Below are 22,884 nucleotides of genomic sequence, written 5' to 3'. Positions count from 1 at the left end.
ATGACAAACTGGTTAAATTTAAAACAGCGCTAATATAGGTGCTTCAGGCAATAGCATGACTTAAAGGTATGAGTTTTAAACACAGCTACGAATTAACTATATTAAAATTTCGCACTAAAGCTGGGCATAATGATTTTCAGGGCGCACAAAAAACGCACAAAAGCATTCTGTTCAATGGCGTTGATGGATTGGCTGATGGAACGAATTCAAACACATGTTGTTAGTGAGTCAATAAGACTGGCATTGCTTTTCGTACTTCTTGAGTGAGTAACTTTCGACAAATAGCAAACATATAGGCGCCATTAGAAGTAAATTTTTCAAAACATTCCCGCGTTTTACTCCAAATCGCGCATTGCTTAAACAGAAAAAATCGCCTAAATTTAATAATGTAGCAACAATATAACAACAATTAAATTTAAGCCTCTCATGATTGCGACAAGACAATTTCAACGTAAGTGTTGATGTGCCTTATACCTCTCAGGCTCGTTAACGGATTAACAATTCAAACATCCATAAACGACGCCTGAAGATTGATCTTTTGCATCATTGAACGAGGTTGCGCATAACTCGGCGACAAGACTATGTTTACTCTGACTATCAAGCAAAAAATAGCTTTGGGCTTTGCTGCAATTGGCATTTTATTACTGGCGGGAAGTAGCTTTTTTTACCGATCTCTTAATCAAATTCAGACCGCAAACAACAAAATTGAGCTGGTAGCAGTACCAGTACAAAATCAGTCAAACGATCTACAAAACACCTTACTACACATTGCTAAAACGAGCAGTTTAGCGTTCTCGCAACAAGCAGCAAAAGATATCAGCAATAGTCAAAGTCAATTTGAGCTATTGGCAACCCAATACCGCAGCAATATTGATGCTTTAGCCAACAAGGTGAACAGCCAAGCTAAAATGCGACAAGCTCTTGCTAGCGCTAGTGAGCAATACAGTCAGTATCAACAGCAACTTAATGCCATGTTCGCTGCCAAACTTGCAACCGCCAATGGGCGCGATAAGTTTGAGCAACTCGCAACAAGCTTTGTTAATGCCAAAAACAATGCCAGTAACAACATGATTGATCTAGAGATCATGGAAGTTGCCCCTGAAAATATCGCGCTGCTCGATGAAGTCATTGGCACAGGTATTCGTATTGATGACATGCTGTTTACTTTAGGTAATACCATCAATGAGTTGTCTAGGCTCACGGACAAAACCACATTAGATAGCCACCAGCAAGATGTCGCTGTGTTATTAGGCAACCTTAAAACCTACTCGCAATATCTGCACCAGCAAGCCTCGCCTTTAGCCATCGATGAGTTACTAAAACAATATGACACTAACTTAGCCGATATCTTGAGCATGGTCGATGAGCAAGGCAAGTTGTATCAAGCTCAAGCTGAAGTCATCAATCAGCTGAGTCTCGCTGAGCGTAATTATCAAGCGGCTAACCAAACTTTTGAGCAGGTGAATGGTCAGCTAGAACAATTGGTTACCCTAGCTAAGGGGCATTTTTCAGAGCTGCAGTCTGATGCTAGTGACGTTATCGACACATCTAAGAGCTTGGCAATAGTGATGGCTGTAGGCTTTATTGTCCTAGCTTCTCTCATCTACTTTTTCACCTCCAAAGCTATGCTTGGGCCACTGGCAGCAGTTAACAAGGCACTGTCACGGATAGCCAGTGGTGACTTATCAAGACGCATTAAAAAGCGTAATAATGATGAATTTGGCGAGCTAATGGATAACATCAATAAACTTGCAGATGACTTAACTCTGTTACTAAAACAAATCGACCGTGATGCTCATCTACTTGACGATGCAGCAAATGACTCTCGTCAGCAAGGTCAAGCGTTAGCTGAAGCCGCAACCGCACAAATCGATAAAATCGCCACCGCGAAACAATTAGCAGAAGAAATTCATCGCAGCTCAGATCAGGTTAACCAACAAGCAGGGGATGCCAGCGAGCAAATTCATCTCGCATCTGAGCAAGGCGCTCAGGTAAAAGGTATTGCCGTGAGTAACAAGCAGCGTATTGAGCAGCTTTCAAGCAAGCTTCAAGACTCGGTCACTATCATGGCAAACCTGAGTCAGCACAGTAATGATATTGGCGGCATTCTGGTTACCATTAGCAGTATCGCTGAGCAAACCAATCTACTCGCGTTGAACGCAGCCATTGAAGCAGCTCGGGCGGGTGAGCATGGAAGAGGCTTTGCTGTGGTTGCAGATGAGGTGCGCGGGCTTGCCTCTCGCACCCAGGCATCAACGGCGGAAATCCAAACTATGATCACTGCGCTACAAAAAGAAACCGAGCTTGCAGCCGACACCATTGAATCTGGTCAGCAACAAGCAACTGAATGTGTATCGCAAAGTCAGTCGCTTAATGATGCTGTAGAGCATATTGAAAATGCCTTACAAACCATCAACAGCATGAGTAGTGAAATTGCCCTAGCCGCTGAAACGCAACTTGATTTTAGTAATCAAATTGAGCACACCATGAACGAAAGTAGCACCACTACAGAAAATAACGCAGAGGCGTCACAATCGATGGCAAGTCAGAGTTTAGAACTAAATGAGTTAGCAAAATCACTGACCACTTCAGTTGAGCGCTTTAAATTATAGCGCCAGTAGTCAAATGCAATAAAACACACACAATTGATTAACAATCATGCGTGTTTTAGATGATAATTGACTCACCTAGCGCACAGGTTTATTCACCTAAAGTACCTACCGCAAAACGGCGAATAATTGACCTCACCGTTAACACAGAGTCATTAAGCTGATTAGAATTCTGCAGCGATTTAACTGACGAGTCTTTGGTCACTTTTGCAGAATCAGCAATCTCAATAATCTGCTGATTTATGTTATCAGCAACGCAGCTTTGCTCTTCAACCGCCGCCGACATTTCCATGGTAAGCCGAGTAATTTGCTCGACGGACGAACAGATAGAGTCCAGCGACTGGCGAGTTTTATCAACAATATCTACGCCCTGGGTTGCTGCAAGCTCACCGCGCTCAGATACCTCAACAGCATTACTTGCACGCAGAGTGAGCACTGACACAATCGAATGGATCCGGTCTGTTGACTCACGAGTTTTTGATGCTAATGCCCGAACCTCATCAGCAACCACGCTAAAGCCGCGGCCTTGCTCACCGGCCCTTGCCGCTTCAATTGCAGCATTGAGTGCAAGCAAGTTAGTTTGGTCAGCTATGTTGGAAATAAGGCTTGCCGCTTGACCTATCTCATTAGTTGACTCAGCCAAATCACGCACGGTTTGCGCGATTTCTGCAACTGAGCGATTAAGTTCATCAATCGACTCTTTAGCTTGACTGGCTTGTACGCCACCCGCATTGACATTTTCCAGTGCTGTTTGTGCGCTTAGCGCAGAGTTTTCGACATTGCTAGACACATCCTGAATAGCTTTGGACATCTGAGTAATCGCCGCTGCAATATGTTGAGTTGATGCGCTCTGTATATCAATCGCATCAGCTGTGGATTCAGCTTCCTGGTGAGTTTGCTCAACGATGCCATCGAGTGACGTCGCAGAGTCTTCAATACGTGTCATTGCGGTGCGTGAGCGAGCAACCTCGCTACCTAGGGCAAGTTTCGCTCTAGCCTTTACACCAAAGTCGGAAAAATACGTTTCTGCAACAGTTTGATTAGAAAATGAATTTGGACTTAAGCGGATTACATCCATCCAATCTTGATATTGTTTGTAGCCCATCCAACTACTTGACGCCACGGCAGCCAAGGCGCACAAGGCACCTGCGCTCACGCCCCACAACGGCACCATCATGCCAGCTACCACCAAGGTAGGCAGCCAAACCGGTAACAACCTGATAAGTTGATTGGAGCGCACTGCCACTTCGCTACGCGGCTTTTGCCCATTACGAATTCGCTTGTACGCCTGCTCTGCGCGATTAACTTCTTCTGGTAGTGCGCTGACACGCACCGACTCGTACCCTACGACTTTCTCATTTTCAAATACTGGTGTAACGAAGGCACTAACCCAATAGTGATCACCATCTTTACGTCGATTTTTCACTAACCCCATCCACACCTTACCTTTTGATATGTAAGACCACATGTCTCTAAAAATAGCTGGCGGCATATCTGGGTGACGAACAATATTATGTGGCTGACCAATTAACTCTTCACGTGTAAATCCGCTTACTTCAACAAAGTCATCATTACAATATGTGATATGCCCTTTGCGATTAGTTCCTGAAATCAAGCGCATGTGGCTTGGTATTGGATATAGCTTTTGAGTGATAGGTAGGTTATTTCTCATTGCGACTCCCTGTCGTTCTTTTTCCTTCTGTACACAGTAAGTGTGGAAAACAATGAGAAATTGTCAAACTAGTTCATTAGATCAATCTGAATTATAAAGTGTAAATAAATATGCCAACGTTAGCCCATGCCCTTGGTTCGGGTAGACTTTTTCTCAGCGCTCTTTTCTAAAAACTGAACTATTTTGTCAGCAACATCTATATTGGTCGCCTTTTCAATCCCTTCTAGCCCAGGAGAGGAGTTCACCTCCATGACCAAGGGACCATGCTTAGAGCGTAGTAAATCCACGCCCGCTACGTTCAAGCCCATGGTTTTAGCCGCTCTAACTGCAGTTAAACGCTCTTCTGGTGTTAGCTTAACTAAGGTTGCCGTGCCGCCGCGATGCAAATTAGAGCGAAACTCACCTGCTAAAGCTTGGCGCTTCATGGCTGCAATGACTTTATCGCCAATCACAAAGCAGCGAATATCAGCGCCGCCAGCCTCTTCAATATACTCTTGCACCATAATGTTGGCTTTGAGCCCCATAAAGGCTTCGATTACTGATTCAGCGGCCTTGCGGGTTTCGGCCAGCACCACGCCAATACCTTGAGTGCCTTCAAGTAACTTAATCACGCAGGGAGCACCACCAATCATGTCGAGTAGATCGGGGACGTCGGTAGGCTTATTCGCAAACCCTGTTACTGGCAAGCCAATGTTTTTACGAGAAAGCAATTGCAAAGAACGCAGCTTATCGCGAGAGCGAGAAATGGCTACAGACTCATTAAGCGAATAAGTCCCCATCATCTCAAACTGTCTTAGCACTGCAGTACCATAGAAAGTCACCGAGGCACCAATACGAGGAATGACTGCATCAAACTTAGGTAATTCCTCTCCGCGCATGTGAATGCTCGATGCCCGCATATTAATATTCATGTAGCAGGCAAGAGCATCAATCACTCGAACCTCATGCCCACGAGCAATTGCAGCCTCTTGTAGGCGACGAGTGGAATACAAGTTAGCATTACGCGACATAATGGCGATTTGCATTTGTTATTCTCCTAAAACATATGATGATTGAGCATCGACCAAATAACGCCCTGCCAGAGCTCTGCGGCCAAGTAACATACGAAATTTCATGTTCTCACGAGAGGTCAAGGTGAGTTCAATATCAAACTCTTGCGAGCCAATAATCACAGGGGTTTTTATCACATAGCGATCTGTTACATGACCACCAGAGCTTTTCACCTTGCGTTTATCAAATACGGCGAACTCTTGTGTCACCTCTCTATCAGAGCCTTGCTCAGGTTGAAACACGACTCTTATCCAAGGCTCACCTTGTTTAGTAAACGGCGTCACATCAACCGCGTGCAAGCTTGAGGTGCGTGCGCCGCTATCGACTTTCATATTGACTCGCTCATTGTTGATGTGCGGGAATCTAGCCCATTCACACCAACCGATTATTTGTAAGTCTGCTGCCATTACTTGACCTTTAACTATTGTTGTTAAGCTAGCTTATATTGCCAATGTCATCATACATCTTAGCGATTGTATTAAGTTAACGCACTTTAATCAGTTAACTAACTTGCTCTTCACTTACGACAAAACCGCTTCGGTAACCACAAAAAAATGCTCGCGACAACAACCACTAATTGAGCACACAAGCTTACATATGATATTTGACATAGCTTAGCGAAACGACAAACCTGTAACTCTATCTTCGGTACTTATATGGAACATGTATGTTTAGCGATCAAACTTTTGCATTTTTACAGCAATTAACGGCGAACAATGACCGCGATTGGTTTAAACAACATCAGCAAGATTACGAAGACAAGGTTCGCACGCCTGCGCTGGAGTTTATTGAAGCGATGACACCTGTGGTACTTGGCATGTCACCTAGGCTCACTGCTGTGCCGAAAAAGGTAGGTGGTAGCATGATGCGCCCACAGCGTGATAGTCGCTTTAGCAAAGATAAAACACCATACAAACTTAACGTTGGCATTCAGTTTAGGCATTTTCAAGCCAAAAATGTACATGCACCTGGGCTGTACCTGCACCTAGCAAATGATGGCTGTTTTATCGCTGCCGGCATTTGGCATCCAGAATCTAAAGCGCTCAACGCTATTCGTGAGTGTATCGATGAAAACCCAAACGGATATAAAAAAGCCATTGAGCAAGTTGTAGATGCTGGGTTCGAACTCACTGGCGATAGCCTAATTCGCCCGCCAAAAGGTTATGACAAACAGCATCCACTCATTGACGAGTTAAAACGCAAAGATTTTATTGCGGTTAAGCCAATTTCAGTTGAGCAAGTGTGCAGTAAAGACTTTGTCGACGTTTGTGAGGCAGAGTATCAGCACACTAAAGCGTTAATGGCGTACCTTTGTTTTGCCCTCGACTTAGACTTCTGACAGAAACACGAAAAAAAACCGATTCAACAAAGCTCAACATTTGCTGTCCTTCGAAACATTAACGAGGATTAACGTGATTGCCACGCTGAAATATTGCACACTGCAACCACTGATGACATTTTATGTCACTAACAAGATTATTCTTGATTGGCATCGAGTCTTCTGCCCTTGCAAAAAGTGAGTAATTGACCACTTTAAGTCCGGCAGATTCCTCCAGGGCACATCAAGTATTGAGGGCAATTTATGAGTTTTAAGCAACAATTTCAGTCGTTTCAGTTTAATGGATTTAAGCCTGCTAACCTTATGCAAGGTTTGCATCCAATCATCGCATTGTTAGTCATGCTAGCCGTATCAGTTGCCACTATTGCGCTGCTGCCTTTTCTGATTATTTTTGTCGCTGTAACCCTAATTAGCGCCCACTTTTTTGGACGCTCATTGATTAAAAAGGCTGCAAGACATGCCGAGCGCCAGCAACAAGGGTTTGTATACGATGACCCAAACTTGCAACGCACACCGCGAGGTACTGCGCAAGCTCAATCACAAGGCAGAACCTTTGAGCACCAGGCAGACTAGCTAACACTAATTCATCCTAATCCACCCTACCTATTTAACCGATAGGTCTTCCAACCCTTTGCCGAGCTTATACGCTCGGCTTTTTTTATTTACAAACTGTGCCAATCAAAAAAGCCTCATGGTAAAATCCCCAGCTGACTTTTGACCTGCCAGTAACTCACCATGATCATCACCCCTAATCATTCAATGCCGTTAGCTATCAGCGAGCTAAATATTGACGAGCCTTCGCAGCGCAGAGCCTTAAGCTATGCCAATACCATTCATATGCTGTTTGATAAGGTAATGACGGATAAACAGCCAGCAGACCGAATTGTTGCCGAGTATTTTCGCGAGCATAAAAAGCATGGTTCAAAAGATCGTAAAGTCATCCGCGAAACTCTATTTGCCACATTTAGATGGTGGGGTTGGTTAAAGCAGCTGGGTGACTATAAACAGGCATTTAACTGGTTAGCCATCATTGCTCTTGCCAGCAAGATTGAAGCAAAACAATTTGCTGGAGCAGCTAGCACCTGGCAGCAACTTTCATCACTAGACATCAATTGGCAACTTGATGCGCCTGCTCTAGGTGATTTTGTTAGCGTCGATGGACTCAAGCAGTTAACCGCGTATGTAAACCAAGCAGCAGGCATTAATGTCAGTGTGAGCGATCTAGCACCAACATGGTTTTGGCAACACTGCTTTACCAATCAACAAATCGATGCTAGTTCTGATGCAAATGCCGACTCGGCTCTTAACTCGGAGGTGACTCAGCAACAACTCTCATTAGCTGCGGCGCTCAGCTCAAGACCACCAATTTGGGGCCGTGCGCAAAATGTGTCAGCACAGACATTAGTAACAGAGTTAGTCAAAGAGAAGATTGATGCCCAATTGAGTGAACACATTAATGATGCGGTCAATCTAGGGCATAAAAATATCAACTTGCCTGCACTAAACGCCTTTAAACAAGGACGCTTAGAGATCCAGGATTTAGGCTCGCAAGTGATTGGCTATGTTTGTGCAGTTAAAGATAATGAACACTGGTGGGATACCTGCAGCGGAGCAGGAGGTAAAACACTGCAACTACGCTCGCAAATGCTTATGCAAAATGCTCACTCTAGCGGTAGCATAATCAGTTCAGATATTCGTAAAAAGCCGCTGCAAGAGCTGCAAAAACGCGCCAAGCGCGCAGGTTTTAGCGGCATCACAACGGCGCCTTGGCAGGATGAATCATTGCCTGTTGATGCAATTAGTTTTGATGGTGTGCTCGTAGATGCGCCTTGTAGCTGCACTGGTACCTGGCGTCGTAACCCAGACATGCGCTGGATTGATGACGAGTCTGCAATTAACAACAAACCTGAGCTACAACTCGATATTCTCACGCGCAGCGCTCAGGCGGTAAAAGTGGGCGGAAAATTGGTTTACGCAACTTGCTCACTCGCTGTTGCAGAGAACCAAAGCGTTGTGGAAGCTTTTGCTAAGGCCAACACTCACTTTGAACTACAAACGCTGCGCCATCCTTTCACTGGAGAGCAAACTCAAATGCTTACTGTGATGCCTGAGCAAGCCAACAGTGACGGCATGTTCGCAGCAGTGTTTATTAGAAAAAGCTAGCATTTATAAGCACGCCTAGTACTAACACCACCTTCTGACGTAGGTAGTTTTAAGTTGAAAACAAAAAAGCGCCCGTGGGCGCTTTTGTTATTTTTAACCAAGTACTTTTGCTATTTTGAGAAGGAAAAGGCTATTTATTAAGCATTTTCTTACGCAAGCTCTTTTGCGCAGGTTTATCACCTAACCAGATTTTAAGCAGTGCTTGTCTAAAGGCTTCACCTTCAATTACACCTAACTGCTGACCATTCTTAAACGTGGTCACACCCATATCTTTTTGGGTCACAAAGGTAAACTGGTCGCCTTCAACGATCTCATGGCTTAGAAAGGTCATGAAAGTGTCGACTTCAGTCTGAATGCTGGCAACATCATCTTTAGTTGCAAGCTCAAAGCCTTCGTTAATCGCATCCTGCATCTTTTCAGAAGTGATCATCCCTGAAGTGATGTTTAAACGCACCACCGAATGAGGCTGAGCAAGCACAGCATCTAACTCAGTTTGCGGCGCAGGTAAGTAAAGGCTACCTACATACAAGTCCATAAAAAACTTACTACGTACGCCAGCGCCATTTAACTGTAGCTGAGCGTTGGTAACGTCAAGTTTTTCTGCAACTTCAACACCAGCCACTTCTTTGGCTTGGATAACTGAACTAAAAGATAAAGCGGTAAGGGCTAATGAGGTAAGAATTAGCGATTTTTTCATTATAAACTCTTTGAGATCTTGTTGAATCAGCGAACTTAGCAAACCAAGCTCGCTAGATGATCACCCACGTACTCCTAGTTTAAATTGCCCAGATTGTTCAAACATCATCGCTTGTTTTTGCCCTGGTGCAATCAATAGTGGGCCATCATCGAAAAATAAGAAACACTTCCAGTTTCTTACAAATACATCCCAACGTGTTTCAATAATTTGATACTTCTCATAACAGAAGAATACCTGAGTGTCGTCAGCCCAATCTATGTGCTGCGAAACCACCTCTGGCATTGCATTGTCTTCACTGTCCCAAGCAGCTTGCCAATGCTCTGTTATCTTCCATGCCGAATCCTTTGCGGGCCAGTCACCTTTAGTAAACTGCTCTGCACGGCTACTTTTGTTGCTGATCCACTTGTTCCACACTTCCATCGCGCTTTTATCAGATAAAGGCTTAATGGCTTGCTTGTCGTCATCGGTCACAGGCAGATCTTTATGACTAAAAATCCACTTACGTTTATATTGATCAAGCGAAAGGTAACTCAGGTTCAAAACAACTCCTGTATCGGGTTTATGGCACGTTGAAATTGGCGCTAATTGTAACGCCATTAAGGCCCAACAAGAAACTATTCAGACCAGTGTTTTGCGATTTATTAATATCTTCCGCAAATAGGCTAAAACTTACGCTTGCTGCATCACCTTCTTGTACTCTAACGCTGTCGCATTTTCAGGCTCTAACTTGAGCACCTGATCAACATATTCAAGTGCATAGTTAACTTCACCCAGTTGATATAAGAAATGACTCAACTCTAATTGCACCGAAATGCTATTGGGTGATTTTTCTAAATAAGACACATAGGCATTAAGCGCTTCTTGATAGCGCCCCGACAGCTGCAATACTTTGGCATACTTGGGTAAATACTCATCACTAAAGTCGCAAACTAAATTCAGTAACTTTGCTGCATCATCGAGCCGATTAAATTGCAGCAACAAACCGATAGCTTGTTTAAGCTCTAGCTCTTGCATTTGCTCAATTGGAATGTTGAGGATAGCTTCTAACGCTTGTTGTGTTTTTCCCTGGAAAACCTGCAAATAGCTGCTAGCAAGAAAGTGTAACCTGCGGATATCTTCGCCAGTGTCTATGTATGGTTCGGTATACTGCACCATCTTACTGACACCCAACTCATGACGGTTTTGATTAAGCAGGTTCAACTTATGAAAAGCATTGTCAATAAACGGGGTTTTATCTGCTGCTTTGGGACTGGCAAGCTGAGTAAATTTTGCTTGATAGTCAAACTCACACTCATCAACTAATTTTTGTTGCGCTGCAGGTAAAGCTTGATAGCGCTCAGAGAAAGTTTGCTTCCAAATAGTACTGCGGCCAATTAAATCAAATTTGCGCCACTTTTCCACTAGCTGCTCAACATGGACATTGGGGTCGCCTTCATCTATTCGTAAGCTAACTCGCTCGAGTGAATCTTTTACCAAAACCAGTAAGTCTTTAGCAATAATTTCAAAAGCTTTGTAGTACTTAACTAGGCTGACAATCACATCTTGTTGACTGCGTTCATCGTTTTGCTGGGTTGAGAAAAACTGACTGAACTCATAGTAGCCGTAGAACTTACAAACAGACCCAAGAGTCGAGAAACCACTATTGATTTTATCTTCAACCTTATCGAGTTTGGCAAAAAGTTTAACCAAATCCTGCTCTGAAGCCGTACGCATTTTTTCGGTTAATTTTCTGGCGTCATCCAACAGTGGGATTAATTTATTAAAATCAGTTTTAGTTTGAGTAAGCTCATTACTGAGCGCCTTTAGCAGAGGTTGACGCTGCTCAAAGCTAAGTTTGTAGTGCTCAGGATTTACGACATCACGCAATTGTTCATCAATACTCGCGATCTTAATTGACTCTGGCGCTTGGTAATCAACGCCCTTAACCTTAGCGGCATCTTTGGCAATATTGACGACCTTTACGTTTTTATAGGAGGCAACAGACTCTTCTAACCCAGCGATAGCTGAAACAAGCTGCATAGGCGTTTCCGCCATCTCACCAGAGTAAGTCTCTACCCATTCAAACATTTGCCCTAATTGCGGCCCTAAACTTGAGCCAAAAGTCCCTTTGGTGTGCGTTGCCCCAGATTGAGAGTGACAAAAATCGACGCCCAACAACACGATTTGCTCAAACCCCATATCCACTGCAACTTCAACCGCAGAATTAGTTACTGTCGGCCCCATTGATAAGGTGTTGTCAGCATCTAGTTCGCTCCAAGGCAAACGGTTGCCGGTATACAAGGCAGCACCCGGCCATTGCCCTACCATGCGAGTTTCAAGGTGGTATGAATATACAAGTAATGCATTGGGCGTGAGCTGCATCAGATCTTTGTTTACATCAAAGTTCTCAGGCTGGGGGTCAACAGAAACGATAATATCAGCTTGAATACCTAACTTATTTAACTTACCCGTCAGTCGAGACACGGCAAAAACAATAAGGTTATCTCTATGTTCCAGCAACCAATCAAGATACAAGTCTAGTGACGGACCACCACCTAGCACGACACAGGTTTTGCCGCGAAACTTGTCTTTCAATACCGATACTGGTTGCAGGTTATCAGCTAAGTTTCGCAACTGTGTTTTAACGAACATCTTTTGATTAAAGTGAGTTGTCTGCTCAAAAAACTCATGTTGCACTAGCTTTTCTACGGCAGCGTTTAACTGCGAATAACTTTGCAAGTGGTTGCCTTTGACAGCGCTTGAGCGATGAACAGAAAATTTAGACTTAGTGATGAAAATGCTATAAGCACCTTGACTCACTTGCTGCTCGAACTGGGCAAGGCTGAGCACTTGTACTTTTTTTGCGTGTGACTCTGGGATTTCAACGTTGAGTAAATCCAATACATCTTGCAGCTCAACAAACACATACTTAGAACCGTCAGCAAGTGTCTGGTTTAGTAAATAATTGACTAATAGCCCAGAGTCCATTCCCACGACAATATGCAGCTGGTGTTGTTTGGTAAATTCCCCTGCAAACATCTCCGAATACAAAGAGGCAGAATCAATCTTCTCGAAAGTACGACGATTTACGCTAGTTAAGTAGCCTTCATCATATTGACTAATGGCAAATTCATTGGTGATTTCAGATATCGATGATTGCATGTTTTGCTTACCTAACCTTGGTTCGAAACTCAATGTCAAAATTATGTCGTCTCGTCCAATGAGTTTATATACCAAGCCATGTCATATTGGGAAAACGACAGTTTTCTAGCTGTTAATGTTAATTTTTAGCTAGTTGTTCGTCATTAAAAGCAAGTTGTACGCCAACCCACATGCTTTTGGTTGCTAAGTCTATACTGTCTATAAATAAAGCTATAAAAGTTAATATGTTAGCAATTATGCAATTAATTGCACACTTAGCTCATGAAACGGTTCCTCTATTCCTAGGTTAATACTATGATAGAAATAATATGCTAAGTTAATGAATGCGTTAAAAATAAACTTGGTGCGTTACTTGCTAGTGTTGATAGTGACATAGATAATAATGACATAACTACAATGTCACTATTTCTGCTTTAGCGGCCTTTATTTATGCTGAATGACGAACTGTGAAATCGGGGACATTATGTTTGATAACAAATCAATTCTTATTACAGGTGGCACAGGCTCATTTGGGCACAAATATACCAAAACGCTGTTAGAGCGTTATAAACCAAAACGCATCATCATTCTGTCTCGCGATGAGCTGAAGCAATATGAAATGCAGCAAATATTTAATGATAGCTGTATGCGTTACTTCATTGGTGACGTGCGTGATGTTGATAGGCTAAAACAAGCATTTAAAGATGTAGATTATGTGATTCATGCTGCCGCAATGAAGCAAGTCCCAGCGGCTGAATACAACCCGATGGAATGCATTAAAACCAACATCAATGGCGCAGAAAATGTCATCAGAGCCGCAATCAGCAATAACGTTGAAAAAGTCATCGCGCTATCAACAGACAAAGCCGCCTCACCAATCAATCTCTATGGCGCAACAAAGCTAGCATCAGATAAGTTATTTACAGCGGCTAACAATATGGTTGGCAATGCGCGCACACGTTTTGCCGCCGTACGCTATGGCAATGTTGTTGGTTCTAGAGGCTCTGTGGTTCCTCTGTTTAAAAAGCTCATCGCCCAAGGCGCAACTGAGCTGCCAATCACCCACCCTGATATGACGCGGTTTTGGATTACCTTGCAAGAGGGCGTTGACTTTGTTCTGAAAAACTTTGAGCGCATGCAAGGCGGTGAAATATTTATTCCTAAGATCCCGTCCATCAAAATCACCGACCTTGCGAAAGCTTATGGCCCAGAGCTTGAGCAAAAAATCATTGGTATTCGCCCTGGCGAAAAAATGCATGAAATCATGGCTCCAGAAGATGACTCTCACCACAATATCGAGTTTGATGACCACTTTGTCATAACCCCTAGCATCAAGTTTTTTGGGGAAGAGATTAACTATTACCGCAATCGACTCAATGAGAACGGTAAATTAGTCGAGCCAGGGTTTGAGTACCACTCAGGTAGCAACCCAGAATTCTTATCTGTCGAGCAAATTATTGAGCTGGATGCCAAAGCATGATCCCTTATGGCAAACAAGACATTACTCAGGAAGACATCGACTCAGTATTAAATGTACTCACGTCAGACTTTCTTACTCAAGGGCCTAAAGTGCCCGAGTTCGAAAGCGCCATTGCCCAATATGTTGGTGCAAAACATGCAATCGCGGTAAATAGCGCAACTTCTGCGCTGCATATTGCCTGCATGGCTTTAGGTGTAGATGAGCATAGCTGGGTATGGACCAGCCCGCTTACCTTCGTTGCTTCAGCCAATTGCGCCAGATTATGCGGCGCTAAAGTCGACTTTGTAGACGTAGACCCTGCAACAGGCAATATGTGCCCTAAAGCGCTTGAGCTAAAGCTTGCTCATGCAGCAAGTATTGGCAAGTTACCAAAAGTCATCATTCCGGTTCACTTGGCCGGCCACAGCTGCGATATGCAAGCGATTCAACAGGTTGCTAGTCAATACGATATCGCCATTATTGAAGATGCCTCTCATGCCATAGGTAGTCGTTATCACGACAAACATGTGGGCTGTTGCCAGTTCAGTGATATATGCGTATTTAGTTTCCACCCCGTCAAAATTGTTACCACTGCCGAAGGTGGTGTGCTCACCACGCAAAATTCAAACTTAGCGAGTAAGCTAAAAAGTATGCGTAGTCATGGAATAGATAAAAACTGCAGACAATTACTCAGACCGGATGAAGGTGATTGGTATTATGAGCAACATGAATTGGGTTTAAACTACCGCATGAGTGACATACATGCGGCTTTAGGTGTGTCACAACTCGCTCGCCTAGATAACTATACAGCTAAGCGCAATGAACTTGCCAAGCAATACCAACAAAGACTAAGCAAGTTACCCTTAGACACCATTGAGCCTCTAAGTAATAGCTATTCTGCTAGGCATTTATTGTTAATCAAATTACATAACCCAACCAAGCGAAAACAAGTTTTCAATGCAATGAGACAGGCGAATATTCAAGTACATGTGCATTATTTCCCGGTTCATTTACAGCCATACTATCTAGCTCAAGGCTTTAGTGAAGGCGATGCCCCACAAGCAGAGGCCTTATATAACCAGTTGTTATCACTGCCGCTCTATCCCGAGCTTACTCCAACGCAAGTTGATTATATTTGTGACACGCTCGAGGCCTTGCTATGAAAGTAGCCATTATTCCAGCGCGCGGCGGCAGCAAACGTATTGTGGGCAAGAATATTAAACTGTTTAACGGTAAGCCAATCATTGCTTACTCGATTGAAGCGGCGCTTGAGTCGAATTGTTTCGATAAGGTCATTGTATCCACTGATTGCCAAAAGATTGCCAATGTTGCCGAGCAATATGGCGCTGAAGTACCGTTTGTAAGACCTGCGCAGCTTTCAGATGATCACGCCACAACTGCGGTTGTTATCACCCACGCAATCAACTGGTTGCGAGAGCATCAGTATAATCCAGAGTTTGTCTGCGTACTGTATGCGACCGCCCCTTTTGTTCAGGGCGAAACATTACGCCAATCACTAGAGCAACTTTTGCTGCAACAGAAAAAAAACTACTGCTTTGCGGTCACTGAATTCCCATCACCTATCCAACGTGCTTTTAAAGTTACCGATGACAATGGCGTGCAAATGTTTCAGCCACAGCATTTTAATAGTCGCTCACAGGATCTTGAAAAAGCTTACCATGATGCTGGGCAATTTTACTGGGGCAAAGCAAGTGCCTTTGTCGACCCAAAAAGCAAGGGAATGTTTTCCAGCGAAGCTATGCCTTTTGTCCTCCCAAACCATCAGGTGCAAGACATTGACACCCTAGATGACTGGCGCAGAGCAGAGGCGCTGCACAAACTAATGTTGGCAGAGACAGCAGTGATGACGGAGAAATCCCATGGCTAACATTGCTTTTCGAGTCAACACAGGTCAGGGGCAAGGGGTTGGACACTTAGTAAGGTGTATCAGTCTCGCTGAGGCATTAACCCAAGTTGATCACCAATGCCACTTTCTGCTGAGTGTGTATGAGCCCTCGATTGTGCCCTTTTTGAAGGACTTTACGCACCAGTACTTGTACCAAAGTACTGTTCTCAAAGGTACCGAGCTCAATAAATTAGATGCAGTTGAAGATGCCAAACGGACGACTGAAGCCATTTCGCAGAATGATGCAACATGGTTAGTGGTAGATGACTACAACCTCGACAAACAATGGGAGCAATTAGTCAGAAGTCCAGATGTGAGACTGTTGGTCATTGATGACTTATGCCGCGAGCACCACTGCGACGCATTACTGGACGTGCGATGGCGCGGGCCTGATACCAATGACTATTATCAAAATCTTGTGCCCCCTGAAGCCAATGTGCTGTTGGGGCCACAGTATGCGTTATTGGGCAGCGCTTATAGCCAAGCTGTCGCCGCAGGCGTTAACAGCAGATTTACCATTCTTGTTGGCATTGGCGGCGGCGGAGATAGCCATACGAGCGCAGGGCTTATTTGCGCGCTAGCTGAGCAAGCCAAACAAAACAACTGGCTGATTAAACCCATCATAGGTCCGTTAACAGATAACAAGCAGCAATTGCTATCCTTGATTGAACAGGATGATTGGGTAGAGCCAATTACCGATTGCTATGACTTGTACCCACATATTGCGGCATGTGATTTATACATTGGCGCGGCTGGTGGTGTGCTTTATCAACTGCTTGCCCTGAAAAAACCTGCAGTCACTTTTTCTTTATCAGCGAATCAACAAACCGATATCAGTGCGCTAGAAGGAATTGGCCATTATTTCCATTGCGATACTGACATGGAGCTAGCGCAGCTAGCTAAATTGGTACAAACGATAGAGGCTAACTACGACAGAGTAACCGCGCTGCTCGATATCAATACCATCGCCATCGATGGCATGGGAGCATCAAGGGTCGCTGAAGTGATGACTCATGGATGTAGTAAGCCGCTTGAAACCTACACCAAGCCGTATTCGCAGCAACACCAATATGAACGGCTCAACGACAACTATCGAGTACGAGCGGTTGTTGATTCCGATATCAATCATTATTTGGACAGCCGTAATCTCGCAGCCAACGCCAAAAACATGATTGCTACCACAGCGATCCCAAGGCTCGGGCACTACCACTGGTGGTTTACTAGCTCTCGTGACTCATTCGCTCTAGAACATAATGAGCAAATCAGTTTATACATTTGGCATCAAGTTTATCAGCTAGATGCTGGTCACCTAGCTCATCTGCTGCAACGTCAATTTCTTATCGGTGGTTGGTTTGTTACAGAGCAAAGCACTTCTTTTCAGGACGCAATGCTAGCGCTCAATTGGCAGTTAGAACACTGTGACAAGCATCACCCTGATACCCCTTGGATAGCCGTAATTCATAAGAAAAACAACTATGTAAAACTGATGAACGACTATCTTGGCTTTGAAGACGTACCATTAACTCATGAATACCATGACGTAATTGGAACATTTTTTGCTGGTGCATCAAGTGATGATTTTCACTATGTCATGCGTCAGCCGCAGTCCCGTAGGCAGGACTAAAGGTAAGGATTTAATGCAACAAAAACGAAACACAGCACCACTGAACATAGGCTTTATTGGCGGCGCGTATAACTCAGCCGTAGGCTATGCTCATAGCGTAGCTTGCCAGCTTGACGGCACCTGGAAGCTGGTTTCGGGGTGTTTTTCTCGTGATGCTACCAAAAGCCTTGATACTGGCAGCTACTGGCAAATTCCACCTGAGCTTATTTACCACGACTGGCGACAATATATAGCGCAGCAAGCAGCCAACCTCGATGCTGTGGTGGTACTGACGCCAACCCCTGATCACGAGCAAGTTGTCTGCGAGCTATTAGAAGCAGGAATAGCAGTTATCTGTGAAAAAGCACTCACGGCAACCATCGAACAATCAAAATCAATTCAGCATACGCTAAATAAAACTAAAGGTTTTCTTGCAGTAACCTTTAACTACAGCGGTTACCCTATGTTAAGGGTACTGAAAAAGCATGTAGAAGCGGGCGATTTAGGGAAGATATTGCAAGTCCGTGCTGAAATGCCTTCTGATGGTTTTATTCAAGAAATCAATGATATGTCACCGCAAGCATGGCGCCTTGAAGATGGTGATATCCCAACATTGTTACTTGACCTTGCAGTGCATGTACATCATATCAGCAGCTTTGTAACTGGGTTAACTCCGACGGCTGTCAACGCAGATTTTAATCATTACTCTGTGTTCGACAACATCATCGATGATGCCAACATTTGGTTAAAGTGCGAGCAGAACATTCGCGCGTCTTACTGGATGAGTAAAACCGCTATTGGCCACAAAAATGGTCTACGTATTTCAGTGTTTGGTGACAAGGGCAGCGGTCACTGGGTGCAGGAACACCCAGAGCAATTACATATTTTCAATCAACAATCAGTTGAAACTATCTATAACCGCGGCAATTGCTTATTCCCGAGCGAGATTAGAGAGCGCTTTAAAGCTGGACATCCTGGCGGGTTTATCGAGGCGTTTGCCAACCTCTATCAAGACATCGCCGATGCACTAATCGAATTCAAACAATCTGGTAAGCATAACTCCCCGTATGTCTTTGGCTGGCAACACGCCCATGAAGGGCTTTCACTGCTTGATAACGCAGCAAAATCTCATGCGCAACAGCAGTGGGTAACACTTGATTAAAGGCTTCCTATGAACGAACTACAAAACCAAGTCACTATTGGTGATAAAAAAGTCGCAGCAGGCGAACCGAGCTATATTATTGCTGAGCTTTCAGGAAACCATGGCGGCAGTTTAGACAAGGCACTTGAGCTATTGAGAGCTGGTGCTGCAACCGGTGCTGACGCCATAAAATTGCAAGTTTACCGCCCAGATACCATTACACTTAATGTTAACCATGGTGATTTTGCTATTCCAAGCGATAACGCCTGGGCCAAGTATCAGAACCTGTATAACCTCTACGAATATGCCCATACCCCTTGGGAATGGCTACCAGCGCTATTTGAAGAAGCACAAAAGCTGGGTATTGAATTATTTGGCTCAGTGTTCGATGACACCTCGGTTGATGTATTAGAGCAGTTCCCAGTAAAGGCATATAAAATTGCTTCACCTGAAATTGTCGATTTCGGCTTACTTAAAAAGGTGGCTGCGACAGGAAAGCCAGTGATTGTATCAACAGGCTTAGCTAGCTTAACGGATATAAGTCAAGCTATTGATTGCCTGCAAGAAAATGGCTGCCAACAGGTCATATTACTAAAATGTACCACCGCCTACCCAACTCCGGCGGAAGAAGTTAACCTGACCACGATTCAAAGCTTGGCGCAAACCTTTGCTTGCCCTGTTGGACTGTCTGATCACACGGTAGGCATAGGTGTACCTATTGCAGCAGTCACTATGGGAGCTTGTGTAATCGAAAAGCACATCAAACTTGATGACGGCGAAGAAACAGTCGATAGCTTCTTTTCGCTGACGATTGAAGAATTTCAAACCATGATCACCGAAATTCGCCGCGCAGAAGCTGCCATTGGTAAGGTTGAATATAGCCTCACCCCAGAGGCGGCGAAAAATAGCAACGGACGTCGATCTTTGTATATCAGCCAAGATTTGCAAGCAGGTGATGTACTGTCAATGGAGAACGTTCGCTCCGTGCGTCCAGGTTTTGGCTTAGCGCCTAAATACCTGCCCCTTATTCTAGGGCGTAAGATCAAAACCAATGTGGTCGCTGGCGATCGCCTTAGTTGGGACATCATTGAGTAGCGACCATCAATAGCCAGTAAAACTAACTTTAAGAACAAACATAAAGAACTGACAATGAATCAAGCACAACAAGACATAACCAACACTATCATTGACTACATCAAGCAGCATGCTGATGAAGTATCAGTCACTGAGCATAGTAATTTCGTCACTGAGGGCTTATTAGATTCATTCGCGATTTTAAGTCTTATCATGACCCTCGAGAGTGAATTTTCTATCAAGTTTACCCCTATCGAACTTGCAGACTCATCTCTACAAGTCGTGGGTGGACTGGCCGCTGCCGCCTCAGCAAAAATAACGAGTAAATAATCCCAATGTCTGTGATTTACGATTATTTTCATCGCGCTGCAACTCGCTTTCCAGACAAGCTAGCACTTGTAGATGGTGAAGATACATACACCTATGCGCAGCTGCTTGCACAGATAGAAACCCTTGCTTGTAAAATCATCGACAAATCAGGGCAGCAAAGACCACGGGTGGCGTTAATTACAGATAATCAAAAAGATAATATCTGTACCTGCTTGGCCATCGCCAAACTCAATGGCTGCTGTATACCAATGAATGGTCAGTTGTTGCCGGCGCAGCTAATTCGCGCCTGCCAGGCCGTTGATGCCAACATATTGGCTGGTAGCGCCGGCGCCATTCAAAAAACTGCTCAAGCAGAACACGCTATAGCGACCATTGATTTGTCAGCTGTGGATTTATCAGCCGTTGATTTCTCGGCGATTTGGCAAAACGATAACGAAACATCGCCAAGCAATAGCCAAATATCTACCGAACTAGAAGCACGCATAGCCAGCTGGCAAGGTGCACAAGATTTTTTGATTACCCTATCTTCTGGTTCAACCGGTGCGCCAAAGCCAATTATGATATCGCAGCAGGTCAAACTGGAACGAGCCAAGCAATCATGGGAGCTGTATCATTTAACTGAGCGCGATGTGAGTTTGTGCGCATCCCCCTTCTTCCACTCACTGGGTCAACGATTAACATTCGTGCCATTGCTGCTAGGTTGCACCATGGTGCACCTAAGTAAGTTCACCCCTAGTCAATGGCTAAACCTGGTGGAGCAATATCAAGTTAGCTTCGTCATCTCGGTATCTTCGCACTTATACGCGTTAAAGAAACAGCTTATCGCCAATGCAAAACAACTGACATCGTTAGACACCATAGTGACATCATCAGCACCGATTGATGCCAAGTTCAAAGCGCAGGTATTTAACGCTATCGGTTGTGACTTCCATGAAATTTACGGCGCGACAGAAATTGCCGTTGCCACTAATTTATCTCCAGCTCAGGCCTCGGCTAAATATCAAACCGTTGGCAGTGCATGTAACAACATAGACCTTGTAATACTCGATGATGAATATAATGAGGTTACCAACAACACTGTTGGCGAAATTGCGGTGCGCACGCCGCTAGCATTTAGCGGTTATTATCAGCAGCAGGCATTAACGCAGCAATCATTCCACAACGAGTATTTCCTTACTGGCGATTTAGGCAAAAAAGACGCCGATGGTTTCCTTAGCTATGTCGGGCGCAAAAAAGACATCATTATTTCGGGTGGGATAAATATCTACCCTAAAGATATCGAGAGCGTGTTATTGCAACACAGTGCAATCCACGAAATCGCAGTGATTGGTGTTGAAGATACCCTGTTAGGTGAAGTGATAGTGGCTATCTGTATTGCTGAGCCCAATACGATTGAGTCGAATAAGATTGAGTCTGAGCTAAGGAAGTTAGCTAATAAACAGCTCGCAGCCTTCCAAAGGCCGTTAAAATACTTCTTCCCTGATGAGCTGCCGCTAACCGCGACAGGTAAAGTATCAAAGCTCATGTTAAGAGAGCAATATAGCAAGCTCAACGACGGCTGGACTGACAGCCTTAGAATGATGTTATATGGAGGGTCTGCTGATGACTGAGATTTATATCTTTGGCGCAGGTATTCAAGGCGAGATTTTCTTAAATACAATCAAACCATTACCTAACATCAATCCCATTGGCATTATTGACGGCTTTTCTAATAAAACCAGTGTTCAAGGCTTAGCCGTACTTAGGCCAGAATCTATCGCAAATAAAGATGTGCCCATCTATATTTCGGTTGGCTTGATCTCTAGCAAGATCAAAGCGCAATTACTATCACAGGGGTTTACTAAAGTTTATGACTTTACCGAGTCACTGCATGCCTTCCCTGCGATTATTGAACAATTGAAAGTCCATAGCCTTTGGTTTGACCAAGACCTGAGCAAACGCATTAATGACGCAGGTATCGAGCAATTTCGCCATTTACTGTCGGATGACAAGAGCAGGCAACTACTTGATCAAATAGTCAGATTTAGAACCGATTTTGACATAGCAGACTACCCTATTCCTGACAGCCAAATACAGTACTTTTGTGAAGATGTTCCTGCCCTTGCCACTCTTGAACGAATCAGGTTCATTGATGCAGGCGCCTACATTGGCGACACACTTGAACAGCTATTTTTCGCCGCCGACAAGTACAATAAAGTCATTGAATATTGTGCCAGCTTTGAGCCAGATACCGCCAACCTTACCCGGTTAAGTCGTACTAGCGCTAAATTGTCTCAAACTAATAGTAGCGCGCATATTTTTGTCTATCCTGCGGGAGTATGGAGTGAAAGTGCGCAACTAAGCTTTGATGCCAGTCAAAATACTTCAAGCAAACTATCACTTGATAGTCTCGATGCCACAACCATCAACTGTGTAGCCTTAGATGATGTGGTGTACTCCGCCAAGCCAAATTTTATCAAAATGGACGTCGAAGGCGCCGAAGTCGCCGCGTTGAATGGTGCTAGAAATATCATTCAAGACTATACGCCGGTACTGGCTATTTGCCTTTATCACACACCGAGTGATCTGTGGAAAATACCGGCACTCATCAACGAAATGAACCCGAATTACGACATGTATTTGCGTGTCTATGGCGACATGCTGTTGGAAACGGTGCTTTATTGTGTACCAAAACCTAGCGCGTCAACGCTGCAAAATACCTAATAGGCGAGCAAGGAAAAG

The 22,884-nt window shown here is 44.2% G+C and carries 19 protein-coding genes; 13 read left to right on the top strand and 6 right to left on the bottom strand.

From position 1 onward, the window contains the following. The first annotated feature begins 581 nt into the window (after positions 1–581). Positions 582–2,612 carry a methyl-accepting chemotaxis protein gene (locus G3R49_RS10950; protein ID WP_167869657.1) on the top strand — a complete coding sequence of 677 codons (2,031 nt, stop codon included), beginning with the start codon at positions 582–584 and terminating at the stop codon, positions 2,610–2,612. A gap of 88 nt (positions 2,613–2,700) precedes the next feature. Here G3R49_RS10950 and G3R49_RS10945 read toward each other — a convergent pair whose 3' ends face one another. The 3 genes from G3R49_RS10945 to G3R49_RS10935 form a co-directional block, all read right to left on the bottom strand. Beyond that, positions 2,701–4,281, bottom strand: a complete 1,581-nt coding sequence (locus tag G3R49_RS10945; RefSeq protein WP_167869656.1) for a PAS domain-containing methyl-accepting chemotaxis protein — start codon at positions 4,279–4,281, stop codon at positions 2,701–2,703. 119 nt (positions 4,282–4,400) lie between these two features. Further along, the gene (gene rimK, locus G3R49_RS10940; RefSeq protein ID WP_130601717.1) at positions 4,401–5,306 is read right to left on the bottom strand and encodes a 30S ribosomal protein S6--L-glutamate ligase; all 906 of its coding nucleotides are present in this window, start codon (positions 5,304–5,306) and stop codon (positions 4,401–4,403) included. 3 nt (positions 5,307–5,309) lie between these two features. Then, a complete protein-coding gene (locus tag G3R49_RS10935) occupies positions 5,310–5,738 on the bottom strand; it encodes a RimK/LysX family protein (protein ID WP_130601715.1) in 429 nt (142 codons plus the stop codon). Positions 5,739–5,998: 260 nt separating this feature from the next. On the opposite strand from G3R49_RS10935, the gene G3R49_RS10930 reads away from it, so the two are divergent. The 3 genes from G3R49_RS10930 to G3R49_RS10920 all read left to right on the top strand — a co-directional run bounded on the left by G3R49_RS10930 (position 5,999) and on the right by G3R49_RS10920 (position 8,833). Continuing rightward, positions 5,999–6,670 carry a DUF2461 domain-containing protein gene (locus tag G3R49_RS10930; RefSeq protein WP_167869655.1) on the top strand — a complete coding sequence of 224 codons (672 nt, stop codon included), beginning with the start codon at positions 5,999–6,001 and terminating at the stop codon, positions 6,668–6,670. 243 nt (positions 6,671–6,913) lie between these two features. Then, positions 6,914–7,243: a hypothetical protein gene (locus G3R49_RS10925; protein WP_167869654.1), complete on the top strand. Its 330-nt coding sequence runs from the start codon at positions 6,914–6,916 to the stop codon at positions 7,241–7,243. 162 nt (positions 7,244–7,405) lie between these two features. Continuing rightward, entirely contained in the window at positions 7,406–8,833 is a 1,428-nt protein-coding gene (locus G3R49_RS10920) for an RsmB/NOP family class I SAM-dependent RNA methyltransferase (RefSeq protein WP_167869653.1), read from the top strand. Positions 8,834–8,963: 130 nt separating this feature from the next. Here G3R49_RS10920 and G3R49_RS10915 read toward each other — a convergent pair whose 3' ends face one another. The 3 genes from G3R49_RS10915 to G3R49_RS10905 form a co-directional block, all read right to left on the bottom strand. Further along, on the bottom strand, positions 8,964–9,530 hold the full coding sequence (locus G3R49_RS10915) for a chalcone isomerase family protein (protein ID WP_167869652.1): 567 nt from the start codon (positions 9,528–9,530) through the stop codon (positions 8,964–8,966). Positions 9,531–9,590: 60 nt separating this feature from the next. Further along, on the bottom strand, positions 9,591–10,070 hold the full coding sequence (locus G3R49_RS10910) for a DUF2947 domain-containing protein (RefSeq protein ID WP_167869651.1): 480 nt from the start codon (positions 10,068–10,070) through the stop codon (positions 9,591–9,593). A gap of 129 nt (positions 10,071–10,199) precedes the next feature. Continuing rightward, positions 10,200–12,671 carry a 6-hydroxymethylpterin diphosphokinase MptE-like protein gene (locus tag G3R49_RS10905; RefSeq protein WP_167869650.1) on the bottom strand — a complete coding sequence of 824 codons (2,472 nt, stop codon included), beginning with the start codon at positions 12,669–12,671 and terminating at the stop codon, positions 10,200–10,202. 463 nt (positions 12,672–13,134) lie between these two features. On the opposite strand from G3R49_RS10905, the gene pseB reads away from it, so the two are divergent. The 9 genes from pseB to G3R49_RS10860 are packed head-to-tail and all read left to right on the top strand — an operon-like array spanning position 13,135 to position 22,866. Next, positions 13,135–14,130, top strand: a complete 996-nt coding sequence (gene pseB, locus G3R49_RS10900) for a UDP-N-acetylglucosamine 4,6-dehydratase (inverting) (RefSeq protein ID WP_167869649.1) — start codon at positions 13,135–13,137, stop codon at positions 14,128–14,130. Continuing rightward, a complete protein-coding gene (gene pseC / locus G3R49_RS10895) occupies positions 14,127–15,272 on the top strand; it encodes a UDP-4-amino-4,6-dideoxy-N-acetyl-beta-L-altrosamine transaminase (protein WP_167869648.1) in 1,146 nt (381 codons plus the stop codon). The genes pseB and pseC overlap by 4 nt, the downstream gene beginning before the upstream one ends. Continuing rightward, positions 15,269–15,997, top strand: a complete 729-nt coding sequence (gene pseF / locus G3R49_RS10890) for a pseudaminic acid cytidylyltransferase (RefSeq protein ID WP_167869647.1) — start codon at positions 15,269–15,271, stop codon at positions 15,995–15,997. The genes pseC and pseF overlap by 4 nt, the downstream gene beginning before the upstream one ends. Further along, positions 15,990–17,639 carry a UDP-2,4-diacetamido-2,4,6-trideoxy-beta-L-altropyranose hydrolase gene (gene pseG / locus G3R49_RS10885; RefSeq protein ID WP_167869646.1) on the top strand — a complete coding sequence of 550 codons (1,650 nt, stop codon included), beginning with the start codon at positions 15,990–15,992 and terminating at the stop codon, positions 17,637–17,639. The genes pseF and pseG overlap by 8 nt, the downstream gene beginning before the upstream one ends. Positions 17,640–17,652: 13 nt before the next feature. Further along, positions 17,653–18,780, top strand: a complete 1,128-nt coding sequence (locus tag G3R49_RS10880; RefSeq protein ID WP_165399034.1) for a Gfo/Idh/MocA family protein — start codon at positions 17,653–17,655, stop codon at positions 18,778–18,780. A 9-nt stretch (positions 18,781–18,789) separates the two neighbouring features. Further along, positions 18,790–19,854 (top strand): pseudaminic acid synthase, encoded by a 1,065-nt coding sequence (gene pseI, locus G3R49_RS10875; RefSeq protein ID WP_130601691.1) that lies wholly within the window; start codon positions 18,790–18,792, stop codon positions 19,852–19,854. A gap of 54 nt (positions 19,855–19,908) precedes the next feature. Then, positions 19,909–20,163 (top strand): acyl carrier protein, encoded by a 255-nt coding sequence (locus G3R49_RS10870; protein WP_167869645.1) that lies wholly within the window; start codon positions 19,909–19,911, stop codon positions 20,161–20,163. A gap of 5 nt (positions 20,164–20,168) precedes the next feature. Further along, positions 20,169–21,773, top strand: coding sequence for a class I adenylate-forming enzyme family protein (locus G3R49_RS10865; protein ID WP_167869644.1), 1,605 nt, complete (start codon positions 20,169–20,171; stop codon positions 21,771–21,773). Continuing rightward, complete coding sequence (locus G3R49_RS10860) at positions 21,766–22,866, top strand: FkbM family methyltransferase (protein WP_167869643.1); 1,101 nt, start codon at positions 21,766–21,768, stop codon at positions 22,864–22,866. Before G3R49_RS10865 ends, G3R49_RS10860 begins: the two co-directional genes overlap by 8 nt. Positions 22,867–22,884 lie beyond the last annotated feature (18 nt).

The sequence above is a fragment of the Shewanella sp. WXL01 genome, assembly GCF_012263345.1.
Classification (GTDB): Bacteria; Pseudomonadota; Gammaproteobacteria; order Enterobacterales; family Shewanellaceae; genus Shewanella; species Shewanella maritima.
The sequence above is the reverse complement of the archived record's forward strand: the minus strand, read 5'-3'. Positions and strand labels throughout refer to the sequence as shown.

Coding starts and splice junctions, on each gene's coding strand:
- G3R49_RS10950 (WP_167869657.1), top strand. CDS start 582: ATGTTTACTCTGACTATCAAGCAAAAAATAGCTTTGGGCTTTGCTGCA.
- G3R49_RS10945 (WP_167869656.1), bottom strand. CDS start 4,281: ATGAGAAATAACCTACCTATCACTCAAAAGCTATATCCAATACCAAGC.
- rimK (WP_130601717.1), bottom strand. CDS start 5,306: ATGCAAATCGCCATTATGTCGCGTAATGCTAACTTGTATTCCACTCGT.
- G3R49_RS10935 (WP_130601715.1), bottom strand. CDS start 5,738: ATGGCAGCAGACTTACAAATAATCGGTTGGTGTGAATGGGCTAGATTC.
- G3R49_RS10930 (WP_167869655.1), top strand. CDS start 5,999: ATGTTTAGCGATCAAACTTTTGCATTTTTACAGCAATTAACGGCGAAC.
- G3R49_RS10925 (WP_167869654.1), top strand. CDS start 6,914: ATGAGTTTTAAGCAACAATTTCAGTCGTTTCAGTTTAATGGATTTAAG.
- G3R49_RS10920 (WP_167869653.1), top strand. CDS start 7,406: ATGATCATCACCCCTAATCATTCAATGCCGTTAGCTATCAGCGAGCTA.
- G3R49_RS10915 (WP_167869652.1), bottom strand. CDS start 9,530: ATGAAAAAATCGCTAATTCTTACCTCATTAGCCCTTACCGCTTTATCT.
- G3R49_RS10905 (WP_167869650.1), bottom strand. CDS start 12,671: ATGCAATCATCGATATCTGAAATCACCAATGAATTTGCCATTAGTCAA.
- pseB (WP_167869649.1), top strand. CDS start 13,135: ATGTTTGATAACAAATCAATTCTTATTACAGGTGGCACAGGCTCATTT.
- pseC (WP_167869648.1), top strand. CDS start 14,127: ATGATCCCTTATGGCAAACAAGACATTACTCAGGAAGACATCGACTCA.
- pseF (WP_167869647.1), top strand. CDS start 15,269: ATGAAAGTAGCCATTATTCCAGCGCGCGGCGGCAGCAAACGTATTGTG.
- pseG (WP_167869646.1), top strand. CDS start 15,990: ATGGCTAACATTGCTTTTCGAGTCAACACAGGTCAGGGGCAAGGGGTT.
- G3R49_RS10880 (WP_165399034.1), top strand. CDS start 17,653: ATGCAACAAAAACGAAACACAGCACCACTGAACATAGGCTTTATTGGC.
- pseI (WP_130601691.1), top strand. CDS start 18,790: ATGAACGAACTACAAAACCAAGTCACTATTGGTGATAAAAAAGTCGCA.
- G3R49_RS10870 (WP_167869645.1), top strand. CDS start 19,909: ATGAATCAAGCACAACAAGACATAACCAACACTATCATTGACTACATC.
- G3R49_RS10865 (WP_167869644.1), top strand. CDS start 20,169: ATGTCTGTGATTTACGATTATTTTCATCGCGCTGCAACTCGCTTTCCA.
- G3R49_RS10860 (WP_167869643.1), top strand. CDS start 21,766: ATGACTGAGATTTATATCTTTGGCGCAGGTATTCAAGGCGAGATTTTC.